Below are 16212 nucleotides of genomic sequence, written 5' to 3' on the forward strand. Positions count from 1 at the left end.
TCACTTAATTTGTGAGTTTATTTTGGGAAAATTCATTTGTCAACAATCTGAAGAAGCTATAACTATAGCTTCTATTATATGCTCTTTTTTGTTAAAGTATCCCCAGTAATTGTGCAATGTCTTGTGCACTTAAAGTAGTCTCCTCTTTTTTATTCTCTTCTTGTCCCATCTTTTGCTTTTCCTGTGTTAAATCTTTAAGTTTCTCTTTCTGCTCACTCGTTAGTTTTGTCTCAGTACGTTTACCCGCTTTATCTAATGTAATCACCTTATTATCTACAATTTTTATTTCTCTAATGTCCTTATTCTGTATTCTTTTCTTTTGGACTGGATAAATGTTGATTACATAGTCACTAACTTCTGCAATCAAATTTTCACTATGTTCATTTAGCCCCCTTATAATAGTATAAAATTCCATACTAATAGTAAGAAATGCACTTGCTGAAGTTATAACTACTGTAGACAAAGTAGCCCCTTGTCCATTAACTATTGCAATTAAAATTTCAAGCAGAATGATTCCCCACATTACACGCTTTACTTTAGTTGCTATATTTTTTACTGAAACATAAGGAAATTTCCCAATATACTCTTTAGCTAAACAACTTTTTACAATGCTGTCTATATCAGGCATCTCCTCTGTACCTTCTACACACGCCTTATAACGATTAACAACTTTCTCAATGAATGCAATACGTGTTTCAGTAGTATATGCTTTATTATTCGTATACATTTTTAAACTTTGTTCTATATCTTTAAACTTATGTTCTACCATTGATGTTGTAAAAGTTGTTAAAATCATTAGCAAAATCTCAAATATAAATAACGTAATAAGCATAAGTTAAACCTCCTTTTTAGTTTTCCTTCTTTTATTTTACCATTATTTTGAATTTTTTCAACTTTTATCACAAAAAAAATAAGAGAACCTCTAGGTCGTCCTCTTATTTTTAATCACATTTTAAAATTAATCTTAGCTATACAATTTTGCCTCTACTGTAAGTCCCGGAACTATCTTTCCCACCTTTTCTATATCATCTAGTACAATATCTGCTTTAATAATCGTTTCTCCACTTTCTTCTACTGCCATTTCTGACAGTCTTACTATTTGTCCAGTATAAGTTTTAGAATCATCTGTATAAATGGTTACTTCAGCTTTAGTACCTATCTTTACTTTACTAATAAACTCCTCTGGTATATCAACCGTTGCTACAATAGTACTTAAATCCATCAATTTAAAATTTGTTGCCTTTTGATTTCCTCCAATACTGCTCCCCTTCTGTGCTGTAATATCATATATAACACTTAAATCCATATCTGATACAACTTTGTTTTCCTGAATGTAAGTTTGTTCTAACTTTTTTCATAGTTTGTAATTCTAATTCTATTTTTTTAATTGTAAGTTCTTCTTGCTTAATGCTTATATTTATATCATTTCTAGAGTTATCTAATTCCATCTCCTTAGCCTTTTTTGAATCCTTTAACTTATCAATTTCTAAGTTCTTTTCTAATAAAGTTTTTTCCATAGAGGCCTCTAATTCTTCTTTATCCTTTTGCTTAGCATTAACATCCATTTCTAATTCTTTTGCCGAGATTCCACCAGCTTCATAAATTGCTTTACTATCTGCATATTTTTCCTCTGCTACTTCTAATACTTGCTCTGCTAATGCTATTTGCCCTTTTATAATCTTTATACTTCTATCTTCTCCTGTATCTAAGAGGTTCTGTTTCTGATTTATTTCCTTTTGTAAGGAATTTATCTCTACAGTAGTGGTTTCTATTATCCCTTTTAACTTCTCTAGGGCTAATTTTTCAACTCTAAATCCTGTTCTTTTTGTTTAATTTCATCCTTATATTCCTCATAATTTAGTGCTAAAATTTCTTGTCCCTTCTCTAACTTATCTCCTTCTAGTACATATATTTCTTCTACTGTAGCAGGGAAGTCTATACTTACCTCTCTAATTTTATTTGCTTTTATTTTTCCTGATACTTCTATGCTGTCATCAACTTCTTCAATATATGATACATTACTTACCTCTTGTTTCTCCTCATTAGCACAACCTACTGTTAATAGCATTGCTATACTAATCACTACTAACCATTTTTATGCATACACATTTCCCCCTTACTATCTAAATTACCTATTGGCTCATCTGCAAAAATAATATCCGGCTCATTTTACTTTCTTTACGATCCTTCATATTAGCCATTTCTTTACCATTCAACTTAATACTTCCTTGAGATGGTTTATCTAATCCACCTAGTAAATATAATAAAGTACTTTTTCCAGAACCTGATGGCTCCATAATGGAATAAAAACTTCCTTTTTCTATAGTTAAGTTAATTCCTTTTAAAATATCAACTTTCTGATTTCCTACCACATAACTTTTCCATAAGTTAGTTGCCTCTATAACAGTTTTTTTTCAACACGCCTCTCCCCTTTCTAGAAATTTTATATTATAATTCTCCAGTTTCAATAGCCGCACAAATTTCGTTTATATCAAGTGTAAATTCAAGGTTCTTAAAATATATATAGTTAATGCTCGCATTATCAATCTTCCTTTATCTCCTCTATTACTCCTGTTTGATTGTTTCTACAATATTTAAACCTGATACTTTTATAGCAGGACTAACTGAGCCAATCATTGTAATAAGCGTTGAAATTAAAATTAAAGTTAAAAACTTAAAATAGTTATATTCAACTTCAATTACTAACCCTGTTGCTGCTAATATATTAGGAACAATGGTAAGTAATAACATACCTATCAAAACTCCAAATATACCACCCCTTAGCCCTCCTGTACTTGATTCTAATACAGTCATAAAGAATATTTGTCTCTTGTCTACACCTAAGGACCTTAATACTGTAATAGATTTATGCCTCTCTAAAAATGTTACTAAAAAGTAATGCTGCTGAAAGCATAATTGAAAATACAATCATGAATGTCCTAAACTTTTTTTCAAATATATTCTTAATGAGAAATTTAAATATAATCTTCACTGAATAAATCCCCTCCATTTTTATTACTATCTTAAAATATTATCTGCTGCTGTCTTTTCCGGATTATTTAAATACCCTCTACCTATCGGTATTCCTGCAATACAAATTTCACCCTTTACACCTATTGGACAAAGATTATTAGCTGCATCTAATATATAGATATTACAATTTGGAATTGGCTTACCTATTAGAACTTTGTATAATGTTCTTAACTCTCTCCGTATCATAATTTAAGTCAATTGGAATATATGCTGCCCCAGAAATACCACAGCTATTTCTTTCACACTTTTCCCCATATACTTTTTTACCATTATATTGTTACAATTATAAATCTTTTTCTATAAAACCTAACAATATTAAGGAAATCCAATCTTATTTTGTCACTCTTTTTAATATACTATTTAGATTTTTACCCATAACACCATCTCTAAAATAAAAATATGCATAAAAAATATCGCCAATCACACACTGTGATTGACGACACAAAATTCTTATTATTTCATCTGTCCACTAAACAAGGGACACTTCAATATACTTTTTTTATAATTTATAAATTGAATGAGCAACCACTAGTTGTAGCCCCTACAATTTTGTCTTTATTTTTTCCACTAATTGATTTGCAACCAGTAAATTGATGTTTTCCAGAAGCTGGTGCTGTTGGGAAATAGAAGTTTACATTATTTCCTGTTGCAGTACAATCTTTTAATGTAATATAACCTGTATTATTGTTTTGATCAAATCCACGTGCTTTGTTTCCTGTTGCAACGCAACCTTCTAAATAATGATTATCTGCTGTAAAGTTTCCACCTACTTTAAAACCTTGACCATTTCCTGAATTTGTACCATTATAAGATGCTTCACAGTCATAGAATCTAACTGCATTTGTTGCATTGTATAAATCAAATCCATCATCTGAATTATTTAATGCTACACAATTTGTAAATACATTTCCTGGTCCGATTGATAATTTAGCTGCAAAACCATCTGCATTTTCACCATCTGTTTTTGAATCATAATTATAAGTAGATGTTACTCTAGTAATTGAGTTATATGATGCACCATTACTTAATTGTAAACCTGTGTCACCACATTTTGTAATTGTACAATCTTGTACTCTATTATTGCTTCCACTAATATAGATACCGTTATCTCCTGCATTTTTGATTGTTAAACCACTGATAATCCAATAATCTCCTGAAATTTGGAAACCTCTTGAGCTATCTGCATAAGGTTGACTTGAAAAGTCCACAACTGGTGTATGTCCACTATAATTTAAAATTTTAATAGGAGCACTTGATGTCCCACTTTTACTTAATTTATAAGTATTTGAACTTGTATATGTACCATTTAATAAGAAAATTGTTGTCCCTGCACTTGCTTTAGATAATGCTTTATCTAATGTTCTAAATGCTGTATTTCTTGTTGAACCATCATTTGAATCATTTCCTGATGTTGATACATAATAATATGTTGTCGCTGCATAAAGTGGTACTGTGATCACACTTAACATACTTACGATTAACGCTAAAATAACTACGCCCCATACATTTCTTCTTACTCTTTCCATATGCATTCTCCTTTTCATAATCATTATGTCTCATTATCTAAAAAGCCATCGGTAGTTTTATTATTTTTATGACTTTTTTAGATAATTCTTATTTATATTCATAATTATATGTCCATTATATACATAAAGTCAACATTTTTTCTAACTTTTATGTTAATTTTTAATATAATATACATCTATTTTCTAATTAGTTTCTATGTTGTCTACATATTTCATACATTTTCGTCTTTTTTCCTTATATTTAGTTTCCCTAAATATTTTTAAGTTACAAAAACAGGGCAATAAAGCCTTTCGCCTTATCACCCTGCTTCTGAAGAATTCTATTAAAATGTTTCTAAAATGCTTTCAATCATGCGACTTGCATTTCTTGCTGCCACATCTACAAATTCTTCGAAGTTTACATCTGCACTCTGATCTGCTTTATCAGAAATTGCTCTGATAATAACAAACGGTACATGATTTAAGTAACATGTATGTGCAATAGCTGCTCCTTCCATTTCAGCACAGTATGCTGTAAATGTTGTGTAGATATCTTCTTTTACTTTCATACTACAAATGAATTGATCTCCACTTGCGATACGGCCTACATATACTTTGTGGTCCCCTTTCAGCTTTTTGGCTGCTTCTTGGGCTACTTCTATAAGCTTGGCATCAGCTTCAAAGTAAGTCTTTTTCATGCGTGGAATTTCTCCACGTGGATTCCCTACTGCCGAAGCATCCATATCATGCTCTACTGTATCACTTGATACAACAATATCCCCAATATTAAGTTCTGGGTATAAACCACCAGCTACACCTGTATTAATAATATATTTTGCATCAAATAAATCAACAAGAATTTGTGTACATACTGCAGCATTTACTTTACCAATACCGCATCTAACTACAACAACCTCTTTTTCTTTAACTGTTCCTATGAAAAATGTCATACCCGCAATTTCTTTTTCTTCAGTAACCTGCATCTTTCTTTTAAGAGAGATTACCTCCTCATCCATTGCTCCAATAATTCCTATCATTTGTTTACTCCTTCCTGTTTCTTCAGGTTTTGTATCTTCTCCTATTATATACAAATATCTACTTTACTAAAAGCCCTAACGTCTTTTATTCTTAACTTCCATGACACGTTTTTCTAAAATAGGCTTCATTTTTGCCCACACCATATTTACATCCTTTTCCCAATTATCCTTTATAAAATCCTTATAATCTAGACTAATATCTACAAGTATATCTATCCAGCGGTAAATTTGACTTGCTGATACCTCATTTTCATCATACATAATAGTTACCAACGCTCTATCATAATCTACCTTTACTCCTTTTATACCCCCTAACAGCTTTAAAGCATCTAATACAAAGTGCTCATATATCTTATATTCATCTTCAACATCTGCAATTTGCTTAGCATAAAGCTTAAGTTCCCCTGGCTCATTACTAATCGTCTCAATTTTAATCATACTTTTGATTAAATTTTTCTTTAATCCAAACATTTTCTCTACCCCCACCCTTGTATTTATGTACTGCTTATATACTAAACTATGAATATAATGTTTATTTTAGACTAATGTACAAGCTGAGAGGCATAATTAATTATTTTTTGTAATATTCCTAGTTTAGAATCACCTCTTTTTAGGCAACACTTTAACATGGAGGTGTTTATATGAACCGTGATAATTACATGGCAACTACACATCACATCATAACTAAATCCGTTATAATCTACATTCTTAACTGTACAGATATCCTTTTCACTTATACTTTTCTCAAAACAGGTACCTTTTATGAATTCAACCTGCTCATGCAAAACATTGTCTCTAACCCCTACCTCAGCATCCTAGTTAAAATCATTTGTCCCGCATGCCTCATTATATATCTCATCCATACACTCAAAACTCACTACACCACACACATTCGTCTCTGCAATCTCACCATTACACTCCTTCTCCTAGTCTACCTCAGCGTCAATCTCCTCCACCTCTACTATACTCTAACACTTCTCCTCACATAGACTCCCTCAAAATATCCCTTATTATGCACTAACATCAATCGCCACATCCATTCCTTATAAAACGTAGGCCTCACTTAAAAGCGCCAGCACTACGCAGGTTTTCCCCTACGTCTGGTTGCCACCATCGCAAAAAAGGCTGCTAGCACTTTTAAATGCTAACAGCCCCAAGCTTATTTTTTAAGCGCAGCCCCCACAAAGTCCACAAATAATGGATGTGGTCTATTAGGTCTTGATAAGAACTCTGGATGGAATTGTGCACCTACAAACCATGGGTGGTCTTCTACTTCTACGATTTCCACTAAACGATTATCTGGTGATGTTCCTGTAATTTTAAGTCCTTTGCTTGTTAATAGCTCTCTATATTCATTATTATATTCATAACGGTGACGATGTCTCTCTTCAATTTCTTTTTGTTTGTACGCCGCATACGCATGGCTATCTTCAGCAAGTACACATGGGTAAGCACCAAGTCTCATTGTTCCACCCATATCTTCTATATCTTTTTGATCTGCCATAATATCGATTACTGGATATTTAGTTGTTGGCATAAGCTCTGAGCTGTGTGCCCCTTCAAGTCCAGCTACATTTCTAGCAAATTCGATAACTGCACATTGCATACCTAAACAAATACCAAAGTATGGTACTTTGTTTTCTCTTGCATAGCGTACTGCTTCAATTTTTCCTTCTACACCACGGTCTCCAAAACCACCTGGTACAAGAATACCTTCCGCATCTTTGAGAAGTTCATTCACATTTTCACGTGTTACATCTTCTGCATTAATCCAGTCGATTTCAACTTCTGCACCATGATAAATTCCAGCATGATGTAATGATTCTACGATTGAAAGATAAGCATCATGTAATTCTACATATTTACCAACTAAGGCAATTTTAGTCTTCTTATCTCTATTTTTGTCTTTTTCAACCATAGCTTTCCACTCTGTTAAATCTGGTTCTGGACAATCAATATGAAGTTTTCTACATACTATTTTCGCAAGGCCTTCGTCTTCTAACATAAGTGGTACTTGATAAAGTGTTTCCGCATCTAGGTTTTGTACAACACAATCTTTATCTACGTTACAGAATAATGCCATTTTGTATTTCATATCTTCTGAAATTGGTTGCTCTGTGCGACATACGATAATGTCTGGTTGAATTCCGATAGAAAGTAACTCTTTTACAGAGTGTTGTGTTGGTTTTGTTTTCATTTCCCCTGATTTTGCAAGGTATGGAATAAGTGTAACATGAATATATAATACATTTTCACGTCCTACATCTGTTGCTACCTGTCTGATTGCTTCAAGGAATGGTAAGCTTTCGATATCCCCTACTGTTCCTCCGATTTCAGTAATGACAATGTCTGAAGTTTCTCCAGTATTTCCTACACGGTAAACGCAGTCTTTAATCATATTAGTGATATGTGGAATAACTTGAACAGTTGCACCTAAATAATCACCTTTACGCTCTTTATTAAGTACTGACCAATATATTTTTCCTGTAGTGACATTGCTATACTTATTAAGTTTTTCATCAATAAATCTTTCATAGTGTCCTAAGTCTAAGTCTGTTTCACTACCGTCATTTGTTACAAACACTTCTCCGTGTTGATAAGGACTCATTGTACCAGGGTCAATATTGATATATGGATCAAACTTTTGAATGGTAACTTTTTTTCCTCTCGCTTTTAATAATCTTCCTAGGCATGCCGCTGTAATTCCTTTACCTAAACCAGAAACGACTCCTCCTGTAACAAAAATATATTTTGTAGACATCTTTTTCACCTCAACCGTTTTTTTTTCACATTATCAACCTTAACATTGTATTATTAATAAAGCCTTAGTGTCAAGTAATGTTATTCATTGTTATTAAATTTTACATTTTGTTTATTTATAACTATATAAGTCCTTTTTTTTAGTTCAATTTCACCCATAAAAAAAAGACCTATACTACTCGTTCTTCTACTTCATAGTATAAGTCTTCTCTTTAATTTGTATGCCTGTTATTTAAGACCAATTACTTTATATTGCTCTAAGCTTTGTACTGCACCTAATATTGCATTGTATTTTTCATTCATATTAGCTATAACATCATTAATTTCTAATATATTACTTTCAAGATGAGATAAGCCTTCAAGACCTGCTGTCATATCACTTAATTGTCTTTCAATGTTACCTTCCTCGCTACAAGCTACTTGTGCCGTATCTGCTAACTCTTTAATAAATTTAGTTACATGACCCATTTCTTTTTCAATAGTTGCAGTATTTTCTTTACTTACTTTAATATTCTTATCTACTTCTTCAATTTTTTCTTCAATCTTCTCAATACCAATTGTTGTTGCTTCAACCTCTTCATTTGTTCTAAGAGAAGAATTTTCAAGTTCACTTAAAAACTTCGTCATGTTTTCAAGAAGCTCTTTTGTGCCATCTGAAAGTTTTCTAATTTCTTCTGCTACTACAGCAAACCCTCTACCTGCTTCTCCCGCACGAGCCGCTTCAATAGATGCATTAAGTGCAAGTAAGTTAGTTTGTTCTGCAATAGATGAAATACCTGTAATATTACTAGCCACATTTTGAGCTGTTTCAATAAAAGTATTTACTTGTTTCTTCATAGATTTAGCTGTTGTATTAATTTCTTTAACAGCTGTTGTAATTGTCACAAGGAGGCCTTCAATATAATCTGTCGTTGAAGCGGATACCCCTACTTTTTTATTAATGCCATCTAATGTTTCTAACATTTGTGCAGAGTCTTCACCGACCTTGTTCTTAGTATTATCTACACTTCCAATTTGGCTACTAAGTTCTGATTGCCAACTGTTTAACTCATTAATTCTATCTCTTACCTTTTGAACACTACTGTCTACACAGCCCTTAATGTCATTCATATCACCTTTGAGTGGTGCTATATCTGCTTTTAAGACTTTAATTTCTTCTCTGAGTGCTATAAGCTCCTCTACTGTTTCAACCCCTAAAATCGCATTTTTACTAGCTTTAAGTGCCTCTAATAACTCATCAAGCTCACCTGCTGCTAATTGTTTCATATGTTGTAAATCTCTTTTGTTACTAAACATATCGTTGCTCCCCCATTTCATTGTAATAGTATTTTTAACAGTATTTTCGAATTTCTACCATCACCTTCTGAATGCCGCTTATCTTAGTGTCATTTTTCATAGCTTGAATATAGTCTGATTTATGTGTATCTAGTTCTTTGATTTTTTGAACTAAATTGTCTTTAGTTAAATCTTCTTCAAATAATACTTCGCAGTAGCCTTTTGCTGACATTGCTTTAGCATTAAGGATTTGATCTCCACGGCTAGCTGCTGCTGATAAAGGAATAAGAAGACTTGGAATATTAAGTGCTACAATTTCAGCTAATGCATTCGCTCCTGCTCGTGAAAGCATAATATCCGTTGCAGCAAATAAGTCTGCAAGTTCGGAGCTTGCATACTCAAATTGCTTATATCCCTCCACTCCAAGCTTACTTTGATCTAAATTTCCTTTACCACATATATGAATAATGTTAAATCTCTTTAATAACTCTGGAAGTGCCTCACGTAGCACTGTATTAATCTTAACTGCACCACTGCTGCCGCCCATCATTAATAAAACGGGTTTAACTTGTTTAAAGCCACATAATCTATAAGCTCTTTGCTTATCTCCTTCAAATAACTCCTTACGAATGGGTGAACCCGTTAATACCCCTTTTTCACCTACATATTTAAGTGTCTCCTCAAAATTTACGCAAATTGTCTTAGCGCCACGCATTGCAATTTTATTTGCAAGCCCCGGTGTCATATCTGATTCATGAATAATAACCGGAATACCTAAAGTTCTTGCTGCAAGTACTACTGGCACTGTCACAAAGCCTCCTTTTGAAAAGACGACTTGAGGCTTAATTTTTTTAAGTAATTTACAGGCTTCAAAATATCCTTTCATTACTTTAAAAGGATCCTTGAAATTTTCTTTTGATAAGTACCTACGCAGTTTACCTGATGATATGCCATAGTATGGTATATTTTCTTTCTCAATAAGTTCCTTTTCCATACCATTATAACTTCCAATATATTCAACATTCCACCCCTCACTCTTAAGGCTTGGAATTAATGCTATATTAGGTGTTACATGTCCTGCTGTACCGCCACCTGTAAGTACAATTGTCTTCACTCTTATAATCCTCCTTATTTAGTAGCACATTCAATAACTGCTTTTGCTACTTGGTCAGCTACTCCTTCTGCAAATGGTTGTGGAAGAATATTTTCTGGACCTAAGTCTTTTTCATCTACCATCCCCGCAATTGCTAAAGCCGCTGCAATTTTCATATCTTCTGTGATAGCTGTCGCTCTCGCTTCTAGCGCACCTTTAAAGATACCTGGGAATACAATAACATTATTTACTTGATTTGGGAAGTCAGAGCGTCCTGTACCAACAACTAATGCTCCTGCTGCTCTTGCAACATCCGGCATAATTTCTGGTACTGGATTTGCCATAGCAAATACTATAGCATCTTTATTCATACTACTAATCATTTCACTAGATACAATATTAGGTGCAGAAACTCCTACAAATATATCGGCATTAATGAGCGCATCTTTTAGAGTTCCACGCATATGAGTTTTATTTGTTACCTTGCAAATATCTTTTTGTGCCCAATTCATCCATGCTTCATTTTCTTCTAAAATACCATTACGATCTACTACTGTTACATCATTGAAACCATAGTATAAGAGCAATTTAGTAATAGCAATACCGGCTGAACCAGCACCGTTTACTACAACTTTAGCTGTTTCTTTATTTTTCTTTGCTACTTTTAACCCGTTAATAATCCCTGCTAAAACAACTATTGCTGTACCATGTTGATCATCATGAAAAACTGGAATATCCAATTCTTTTTTTAATGCTTCTTCTATCTCAAAGCAACGTGGTGCAGAAATATCTTCTAAATTGATTCCCCCAAATGTAGGTGCGATCTGTTTAACAAATTTAATAATTTCAGCAGTATCTTTAGTATCTATGCAAATAGGCACGGCATTTATACCACCGAATTCTTTGAAAAGTACAGCTTTTCCTTCCATAACTGGCATTGCTGCTTCGGGTCCAATATCCCCAAGGCCAAGTACAGCTGTTCCATCAGAGATGACAGCAACAGTATTGCCTTTCATCGTATATTTATACACATCTTCTTTATTTTCAGCAATTTTTTTACAAGGCTCTGCCACCCCTGGTGTATATGCAATTGCTAAATCCTCTCTACTACTTACTTTTGCCTTTGCTTTAATTTCTAATTTACCTTGCCATTCTTCATGCATGCTAAGTGCTGTTTCTTTTAAATCCATGGTTAAAATCTCCTTTATCGTGCCATTATTTCTTCATACAAAAGTTAGTTTGTCTAAATTTTAATTAAATTTTACACATTATTAAGACAATATCCCTTATGTTAATAATACTTATGATTATAACTTTAGTCAATAACCCCGAGTTTATCAATTTAAATGTTTATTATCTTATTTATAGGCAATACTTAATGTTAATAGGAAGATATTTCACACTTCCAAGTAAGTACGGTGTACATTGCTTTTACTAGCGATATATGTTAAAGTCATTGTGTACAATTAATGAAAGGAGCCCTTACATATGTGTGGTTTTTGTGGCTTTGTAAATACAAATATAGATAATAAAAAATTAATCCTAAACAACATGATGGACACCATTGCCCACCGTGGTCCAGATAGTGCAGGAGAATATATAGATGAGCATATCAGCATGGGATTTAGACGCCTTAGCTTCCTTGACTTAGAAGCAGGTGCTCAACCTATTTATAATGAAGATGGCCGTTTTATTCTTACTTTCAATGGTGAGATTTATAACTTTATGGAAATTAGAGAAAAACTTATCGCAGCTGGTCATGTGTTCAAAACACATACTGACTCAGAAGTTCTTGTACATGGCTATGAAGAATATGGCACAAATCTTTTAGATCATCTTCGCGGTATGTTTGCCTTCGTCATTTGGGACAAAAAAGAACAAACACTTTTTGGTGCGCGTGACCACTTTGGTATCAAACCTTTCTACTATACACTCTTTGATAACAACTTTGTATATGGTTCAGAAATCAAAGCAATCTTAGAACATCCAGAAGTAAAAAGAGAACTTAATGAAGAAGCTCTTGAAAATTATTTAACATTCCAATACTCAGCATTACCTGAGACTTTCTTCAAAGGTATCTTCAAACTACCTCCTGCACATTACTTTGTGCTTAAAGATGGTAAAATGTCACTTACACGCTACTGGGAACCTGTATTTGATGCAAAAGAGGATACACTTGAAAACTATGTAGACGCCATTGACAAACAAATGAAAGAATCAATTGAAGCTCATAAAATCAGTGATGTAGAAGTTGGTTCATTCTTATCTAGTGGGGTAGACTCTAGTTATGTAGCAAGTTGTTTCGGGGGCGACCATACTTTCACAGTAGGTTTTGCCAATGAAAAATATAATGAAATCAGCTATGCGGAAGAACTTTCAAAAGAAATTAATATTCCTAATACAAACAAAGTTATTACACCTGAAGAATACTGGAGTGTACTTCCTAAAGTACAATATCATATGGACGAGCCTTTAGCAGATCCTGCTGCAGTTGCTCTTTACTTCGTTTGTCAACTTGCTAGCCAAACTGTAAAAGGTGTCCTTTCCGGAGAAGGTGCTGATGAGTTCTTCGGTGGATACAATATCTACAAAGAGCCTCTTGATTCAGCAGGCTATCGTAAATTACCAAAAGGATTCCGTAAGTTCCTTGCTAAAATTGCACAAGCAATTCCATTTAGCTTCAAAGGTAAAAACTTCTTAATCCGTGCAAGTAAAGACTTAGAAGAACGTTTCTTAGGAAATGCCTATATGTTCTCACCAGAAGAACGCAAAAAACTTCTTAAAATCAAAACTAACGCTATTGATCCATTTGAATTTGTAAAACCTATTTACGACAAAGTTCAAGATAAAGACGATATCACTAAGATGCAATACTTAGATATGCATATGTGGCTTGCAGGAGACATTCTCCTTAAAGCTGACAAAATGAGTATGGCAAACTCTTTAGAAGTACGTGTACCATTCCTTGATAGAAAAGTATTTGAAGTAGCTTCTAAAGTTCCTACTAAATATCGCGTTAACAAAGAAAATACAAAATATGCAATGCGTCTAGCTGCTAAACGCAACTTACCACCAAGTGTTGCAAACAAGAAAAAACTTGGCTTCCCTGTACCAATTCGTGTATGGCTCAAAGAAGATAAGTATTACAACATTGTAAAAGATGCCTTTACATCTGAAGTAGCTAATAAATACTTCCACACAGAAAGTCTTGTAGCACTATTAGACGATCATAGGGCTGGTAAAGCAGATAACAGCCGTAAAATTTGGACAGTATTCATGTTCCTCACATGGTACGATGAATACTTCACAAAAGTAGCTGCATAATCATGCAGCAAAAAAGTTATTATGAAACTATGAATAGTTTCATAATAACTTTTTTCTTTTATTCCCCATGTATCTCAAAACAAAACTAGCCACTTGGATACTGCTAGACTATCACAAATTGCGAGAGTGTAGACTAGCAGTGTCCAAGTGGCTAGCGGTCTATTTTGCGATATTACTGACAGTTCTTAATTTGTTCTAATACTGCTGCTAATTCTTCAATTGTTGTATCTGTATTTGAGCTCTTATTAAGTGTAATACCGTCATTAGCTTTTCTTGGTACTAAATGTAAATGGAAATGGTGCACACTTTGACTTGCTACTTCCCCATTATTTTGAACAACGTTTATTCCTTCAGCACCCACTGCTTTTTTGATTTGTGCTGCAATCTTTTGAGCCAATGGATAAAGCGCTGCTGCTTCTTTTTCACCAAGTTCAAACATATCACTGTAATGTGCCTTTGGAATAATTAAGGCATGTCCAGGTGCTGCTGGAAACCTATCTAAAATCACTTTAAATAAATCATCCTCATAAATTGTAAAAGATGGGATTTCTCCACTCATAATCTTGCAAAAAATACAATCTGTACTCATTTGTCTCTCTCCTTTATACTTATATTTTATATCTTATATTAATTATATAGATAAACCCATTTATAAAATTTAGTTATTCATAGTTTTTAAATCATTGAGAGAAACCTATTTACCTAGATGTATATTTCAAGGTTTTAGTTGGTTTCTCTATAATAAATTCTTCTAATTAATCTATAGTCAAATTTTAGCTAGATTTGAAAACCTGATCCAATTTAGGTAAAATAGCAAAATTACCTTTCACTTTCAATTTACCTAACATAAATGCCTTCTGATACGTCATTTTCTTACTTTGAATTTCTCTAAACACATCATCAGTCAATACTAACTCTACAGTTGGCATCCCTGATATAACTTCTTCGTAAACACAATCTCCATTTTCAATAATAATATACCCTTCTTCACCAATATCTGTAATTTGATATTTTAAAGTAGCTTTTAAACTCTTATCATGTTGGGCGATAAAATAATGTGGTAATTGTTGAATCTTTTTATTCTTAACAATTTCTCCTTGTCCAGGCCTTCTATACACGCCAGTATTCATACTGATAAACTCATCGTTTACTTCTTTCTTTAACAAACTGCTAATTTCTTTAATCGTTTGTTCTTTAGTAGATAAATCAATATAACTTTCTTTTTGAGCAGTCTTTTCTACGCCTACACTTTTCGGTACTTCGAGTCCTCTTGCTTCTGGTTCCTTTGTTTTCTCTAAACCTTCCGCTCTCAACATACTTGCAAAACTTTTAATTTCCGGCTGTCTATCTACTTTACTCTCTGATTGTCCTTTATAACTTGCCACCTCATTAAGATTTACCCCTTCCTTAATAAAGCGATAAATCATTCGCTCACTACACCCTATATTACCTCGTTCTTGCTTTAACAAACGATAGAAATCTTCTACTTCCTTTTCTAGACGCACTTCTATTTCTTCTAAAGGAACTTGTTTATTGAAGCATACCTTGCCACCTTCAATACCGCCTAGTATGTTCCAGGCCTTTAGCATACGGTCTGCTGCTTCCATTTCTCCAAGCCAATTACTATATGTAATTGCCAGTAATGGTTTATTGAAGTTTTCTGCAGTATATAATGTAGCTGCATCAAAGAAACTTTGCATTGCCCCATGTATAGAAAGCATCGGCACATTAGTTACTGCAATAACCCCCTTACTTTCTCGAATAGCAGACATTACACTCTCCATCTCTTTCGTCTTAATACCCGTAAAATATGGTAATTTATACAAATCTACTTTATGTATCTCTATATCCAACTCTTCTAATACTTTAATGACAGTCTCTACACTTTTTGTTAAATAGCTTGTATTACAATCTGCTAGTAGAAGTATTACTTTCATATTCCTCTTCCCTTTCTACCACTCTACATTTTATAGTTTGTTTCTCTGTATTTAAATTCTACCTTTATTTTAGCATATATTTCTTTTCTGTGGTAATTTTTAACCCTCATCCATTTTAAACTTTACTACGTTACAAGAACGTGGCTAATGCTACGTTCTCGCGTGTAGTAAAATTGAACATCAATGTTTCTTACTCTATAAAAAAGTGGCTCCGCCACGTTCAGCAACTTATAGCCTACTTATCACAC

General features: G+C 33.3%; 18 protein-coding genes. 2 read left to right on the forward strand and 16 right to left on the reverse strand.

Features of this window, described 5'->3' with window-relative positions:
* Positions 1-91 precede the first annotated feature (91 nt).
* The 10 genes from AC1VAQ_RS19520 to AC1VAQ_RS19565 all read right to left on the reverse strand — a co-directional run bounded on the left by AC1VAQ_RS19520 (position 92) and on the right by AC1VAQ_RS19565 (position 6046).
* Positions 92-832, reverse strand: a complete 741-nt coding sequence (locus AC1VAQ_RS19520; RefSeq protein ID WP_302599908.1) for a hypothetical protein — start codon at positions 830-832, stop codon at positions 92-94.
* A gap of 132 nt (positions 833-964) precedes the next feature.
* The gene (locus tag AC1VAQ_RS19525; RefSeq protein ID WP_479904431.1) at positions 965-1306 is read right to left on the reverse strand and encodes a hypothetical protein; all 342 of its coding nucleotides are present in this window, start codon (positions 1304-1306) and stop codon (positions 965-967) included.
* Entirely contained in the window at positions 1284-1565 is a 282-nt protein-coding gene (locus AC1VAQ_RS19530; protein WP_303243866.1) for a hypothetical protein, read from the reverse strand. The genes AC1VAQ_RS19525 and AC1VAQ_RS19530 overlap by 23 nt, the downstream gene beginning before the upstream one ends.
* A 230-nt stretch (positions 1566-1795) precedes the next feature.
* Positions 1796-2083, reverse strand: coding sequence for an efflux RND transporter periplasmic adaptor subunit (locus AC1VAQ_RS19535; RefSeq protein WP_302598622.1), 288 nt, complete (start codon positions 2081-2083; stop codon positions 1796-1798).
* Between the two features lie 49 nt (positions 2084-2132).
* Positions 2133-2372 (reverse strand): ATP-binding cassette domain-containing protein, encoded by a 240-nt coding sequence (locus AC1VAQ_RS19540; protein ID WP_302598620.1) that lies wholly within the window; start codon positions 2370-2372, stop codon positions 2133-2135.
* A gap of 193 nt (positions 2373-2565) precedes the next feature.
* Positions 2566-2928, reverse strand: a complete 363-nt coding sequence (locus tag AC1VAQ_RS19545) for an FtsX-like permease family protein (RefSeq protein ID WP_302598619.1) — start codon at positions 2926-2928, stop codon at positions 2566-2568.
* Positions 2929-3018: 90 nt separating this feature from the next.
* Positions 3019-3219: an AMP-binding protein gene (locus AC1VAQ_RS19550; protein WP_302598617.1), complete on the reverse strand. Its 201-nt coding sequence runs from the start codon at positions 3217-3219 to the stop codon at positions 3019-3021.
* A 320-nt stretch (positions 3220-3539) separates the two neighbouring features.
* Positions 3540-4559: a right-handed parallel beta-helix repeat-containing protein gene (locus tag AC1VAQ_RS19555; RefSeq protein WP_302598615.1), complete on the reverse strand. Its 1020-nt coding sequence runs from the start codon at positions 4557-4559 to the stop codon at positions 3540-3542.
* A gap of 323 nt (positions 4560-4882) precedes the next feature.
* On the reverse strand, positions 4883-5575 hold the full coding sequence (locus tag AC1VAQ_RS19560) for a 5'-methylthioadenosine/adenosylhomocysteine nucleosidase (protein ID WP_302598613.1): 693 nt from the start codon (positions 5573-5575) through the stop codon (positions 4883-4885).
* 75 nt (positions 5576-5650) lie between these two features.
* The gene (locus AC1VAQ_RS19565) at positions 5651-6046 is read right to left on the reverse strand and encodes a hypothetical protein (RefSeq protein WP_302598612.1); all 396 of its coding nucleotides are present in this window, start codon (positions 6044-6046) and stop codon (positions 5651-5653) included.
* 188 nt (positions 6047-6234) lie between these two features.
* Between AC1VAQ_RS19565 and AC1VAQ_RS19570 the strand changes: the two genes are divergently transcribed.
* Positions 6235-6564, forward strand: coding sequence for a DUF5658 family protein (locus AC1VAQ_RS19570; protein ID WP_479904432.1), 330 nt, complete (start codon positions 6235-6237; stop codon positions 6562-6564).
* 170 nt (positions 6565-6734) lie between these two features.
* On the opposite strand, the gene AC1VAQ_RS19575 is transcribed toward AC1VAQ_RS19570, so the two are convergent.
* The 4 genes from AC1VAQ_RS19575 to AC1VAQ_RS19590 all read right to left on the reverse strand — a co-directional run bounded on the left by AC1VAQ_RS19575 (position 6735) and on the right by AC1VAQ_RS19590 (position 11893).
* On the reverse strand, positions 6735-8336 hold the full coding sequence (locus AC1VAQ_RS19575; protein ID WP_302598611.1) for a CTP synthase: 1602 nt from the start codon (positions 8334-8336) through the stop codon (positions 6735-6737).
* Between the two features lie 227 nt (positions 8337-8563).
* Positions 8564-9631: a methyl-accepting chemotaxis protein gene (locus AC1VAQ_RS19580; RefSeq protein ID WP_302598610.1), complete on the reverse strand. Its 1068-nt coding sequence runs from the start codon at positions 9629-9631 to the stop codon at positions 8564-8566.
* 34 nt (positions 9632-9665) lie between these two features.
* Complete coding sequence (locus AC1VAQ_RS19585) at positions 9666-10724, reverse strand: undecaprenyldiphospho-muramoylpentapeptide beta-N-acetylglucosaminyltransferase (RefSeq protein WP_302598609.1); 1059 nt, start codon at positions 10722-10724, stop codon at positions 9666-9668.
* 14 nt (positions 10725-10738) lie between these two features.
* Positions 10739-11893: an NAD(P)-dependent malic enzyme gene (locus tag AC1VAQ_RS19590; RefSeq protein WP_302598608.1), complete on the reverse strand. Its 1155-nt coding sequence runs from the start codon at positions 11891-11893 to the stop codon at positions 10739-10741.
* A gap of 298 nt (positions 11894-12191) precedes the next feature.
* On the opposite strand from AC1VAQ_RS19590, the gene asnB reads away from it, so the two are divergent.
* Complete coding sequence (gene asnB / locus AC1VAQ_RS19595; RefSeq protein ID WP_302598606.1) at positions 12192-14027, forward strand: asparagine synthase (glutamine-hydrolyzing); 1836 nt, start codon at positions 12192-12194, stop codon at positions 14025-14027.
* Between the two features lie 172 nt (positions 14028-14199).
* Here asnB and AC1VAQ_RS19600 read toward each other — a convergent pair whose 3' ends face one another.
* Both AC1VAQ_RS19600 and AC1VAQ_RS19605 read right to left on the reverse strand, forming a co-directional pair.
* Positions 14200-14616, reverse strand: a complete 417-nt coding sequence (locus tag AC1VAQ_RS19600; protein WP_302598605.1) for an HIT family protein — start codon at positions 14614-14616, stop codon at positions 14200-14202.
* 184 nt (positions 14617-14800) lie between these two features.
* Entirely contained in the window at positions 14801-15964 is a 1164-nt protein-coding gene (locus AC1VAQ_RS19605) for an SCP2 sterol-binding domain-containing protein (protein WP_302598604.1), read from the reverse strand.
* Positions 15965-16212 lie beyond the last annotated feature (248 nt).

It is taken from the genome of Cellulosilyticum sp. (assembly GCF_982396655.1).

Excerpts from the sequence above, each read along its gene's own strand:
- AC1VAQ_RS19520 (WP_302599908.1), bottom strand. The coding sequence starts at position 832 with ATGCTTATTACGTTATTTATATTTGAGATTTTGCTAATGATTTTAACA.
- AC1VAQ_RS19525 (WP_479904431.1), bottom strand. The coding sequence starts at position 1,306 with ATGGATTTAAGTGTTATATATGATATTACAGCACAGAAGGGGAGCAGT.
- AC1VAQ_RS19530 (WP_303243866.1), bottom strand. The coding sequence starts at position 1,565 with ATGGATGTTAATGCTAAGCAAAAGGATAAAGAAGAATTAGAGGCCTCT.
- AC1VAQ_RS19550 (WP_302598617.1), bottom strand. The coding sequence starts at position 3,219 with ATGATACGGAGAGAGTTAAGAACATTATACAAAGTTCTAATAGGTAAG.
- AC1VAQ_RS19555 (WP_302598615.1), bottom strand. The coding sequence starts at position 4,559 with ATGGAAAGAGTAAGAAGAAATGTATGGGGCGTAGTTATTTTAGCGTTA.
- AC1VAQ_RS19560 (WP_302598613.1), bottom strand. The coding sequence starts at position 5,575 with ATGATAGGAATTATTGGAGCAATGGATGAGGAGGTAATCTCTCTTAAA.
- AC1VAQ_RS19565 (WP_302598612.1), bottom strand. The coding sequence starts at position 6,046 with ATGTTTGGATTAAAGAAAAATTTAATCAAAAGTATGATTAAAATTGAG.
- AC1VAQ_RS19570 (WP_479904432.1), top strand. The coding sequence starts at position 6,235 with ATGGCAACTACACATCACATCATAACTAAATCCGTTATAATCTACATT.
- AC1VAQ_RS19575 (WP_302598611.1), bottom strand. The coding sequence starts at position 8,336 with ATGTCTACAAAATATATTTTTGTTACAGGAGGAGTCGTTTCTGGTTTA.
- AC1VAQ_RS19580 (WP_302598610.1), bottom strand. The coding sequence starts at position 9,631 with ATGTTTAGTAACAAAAGAGATTTACAACATATGAAACAATTAGCAGCA.
- AC1VAQ_RS19590 (WP_302598608.1), bottom strand. The coding sequence starts at position 11,893 with ATGGATTTAAAAGAAACAGCACTTAGCATGCATGAAGAATGGCAAGGT.
- asnB (WP_302598606.1), top strand. The coding sequence starts at position 12,192 with ATGTGTGGTTTTTGTGGCTTTGTAAATACAAATATAGATAATAAAAAA.
- AC1VAQ_RS19600 (WP_302598605.1), bottom strand. The coding sequence starts at position 14,616 with ATGAGTACAGATTGTATTTTTTGCAAGATTATGAGTGGAGAAATCCCA.
- AC1VAQ_RS19605 (WP_302598604.1), bottom strand. The coding sequence starts at position 15,964 with ATGAAAGTAATACTTCTACTAGCAGATTGTAATACAAGCTATTTAACA.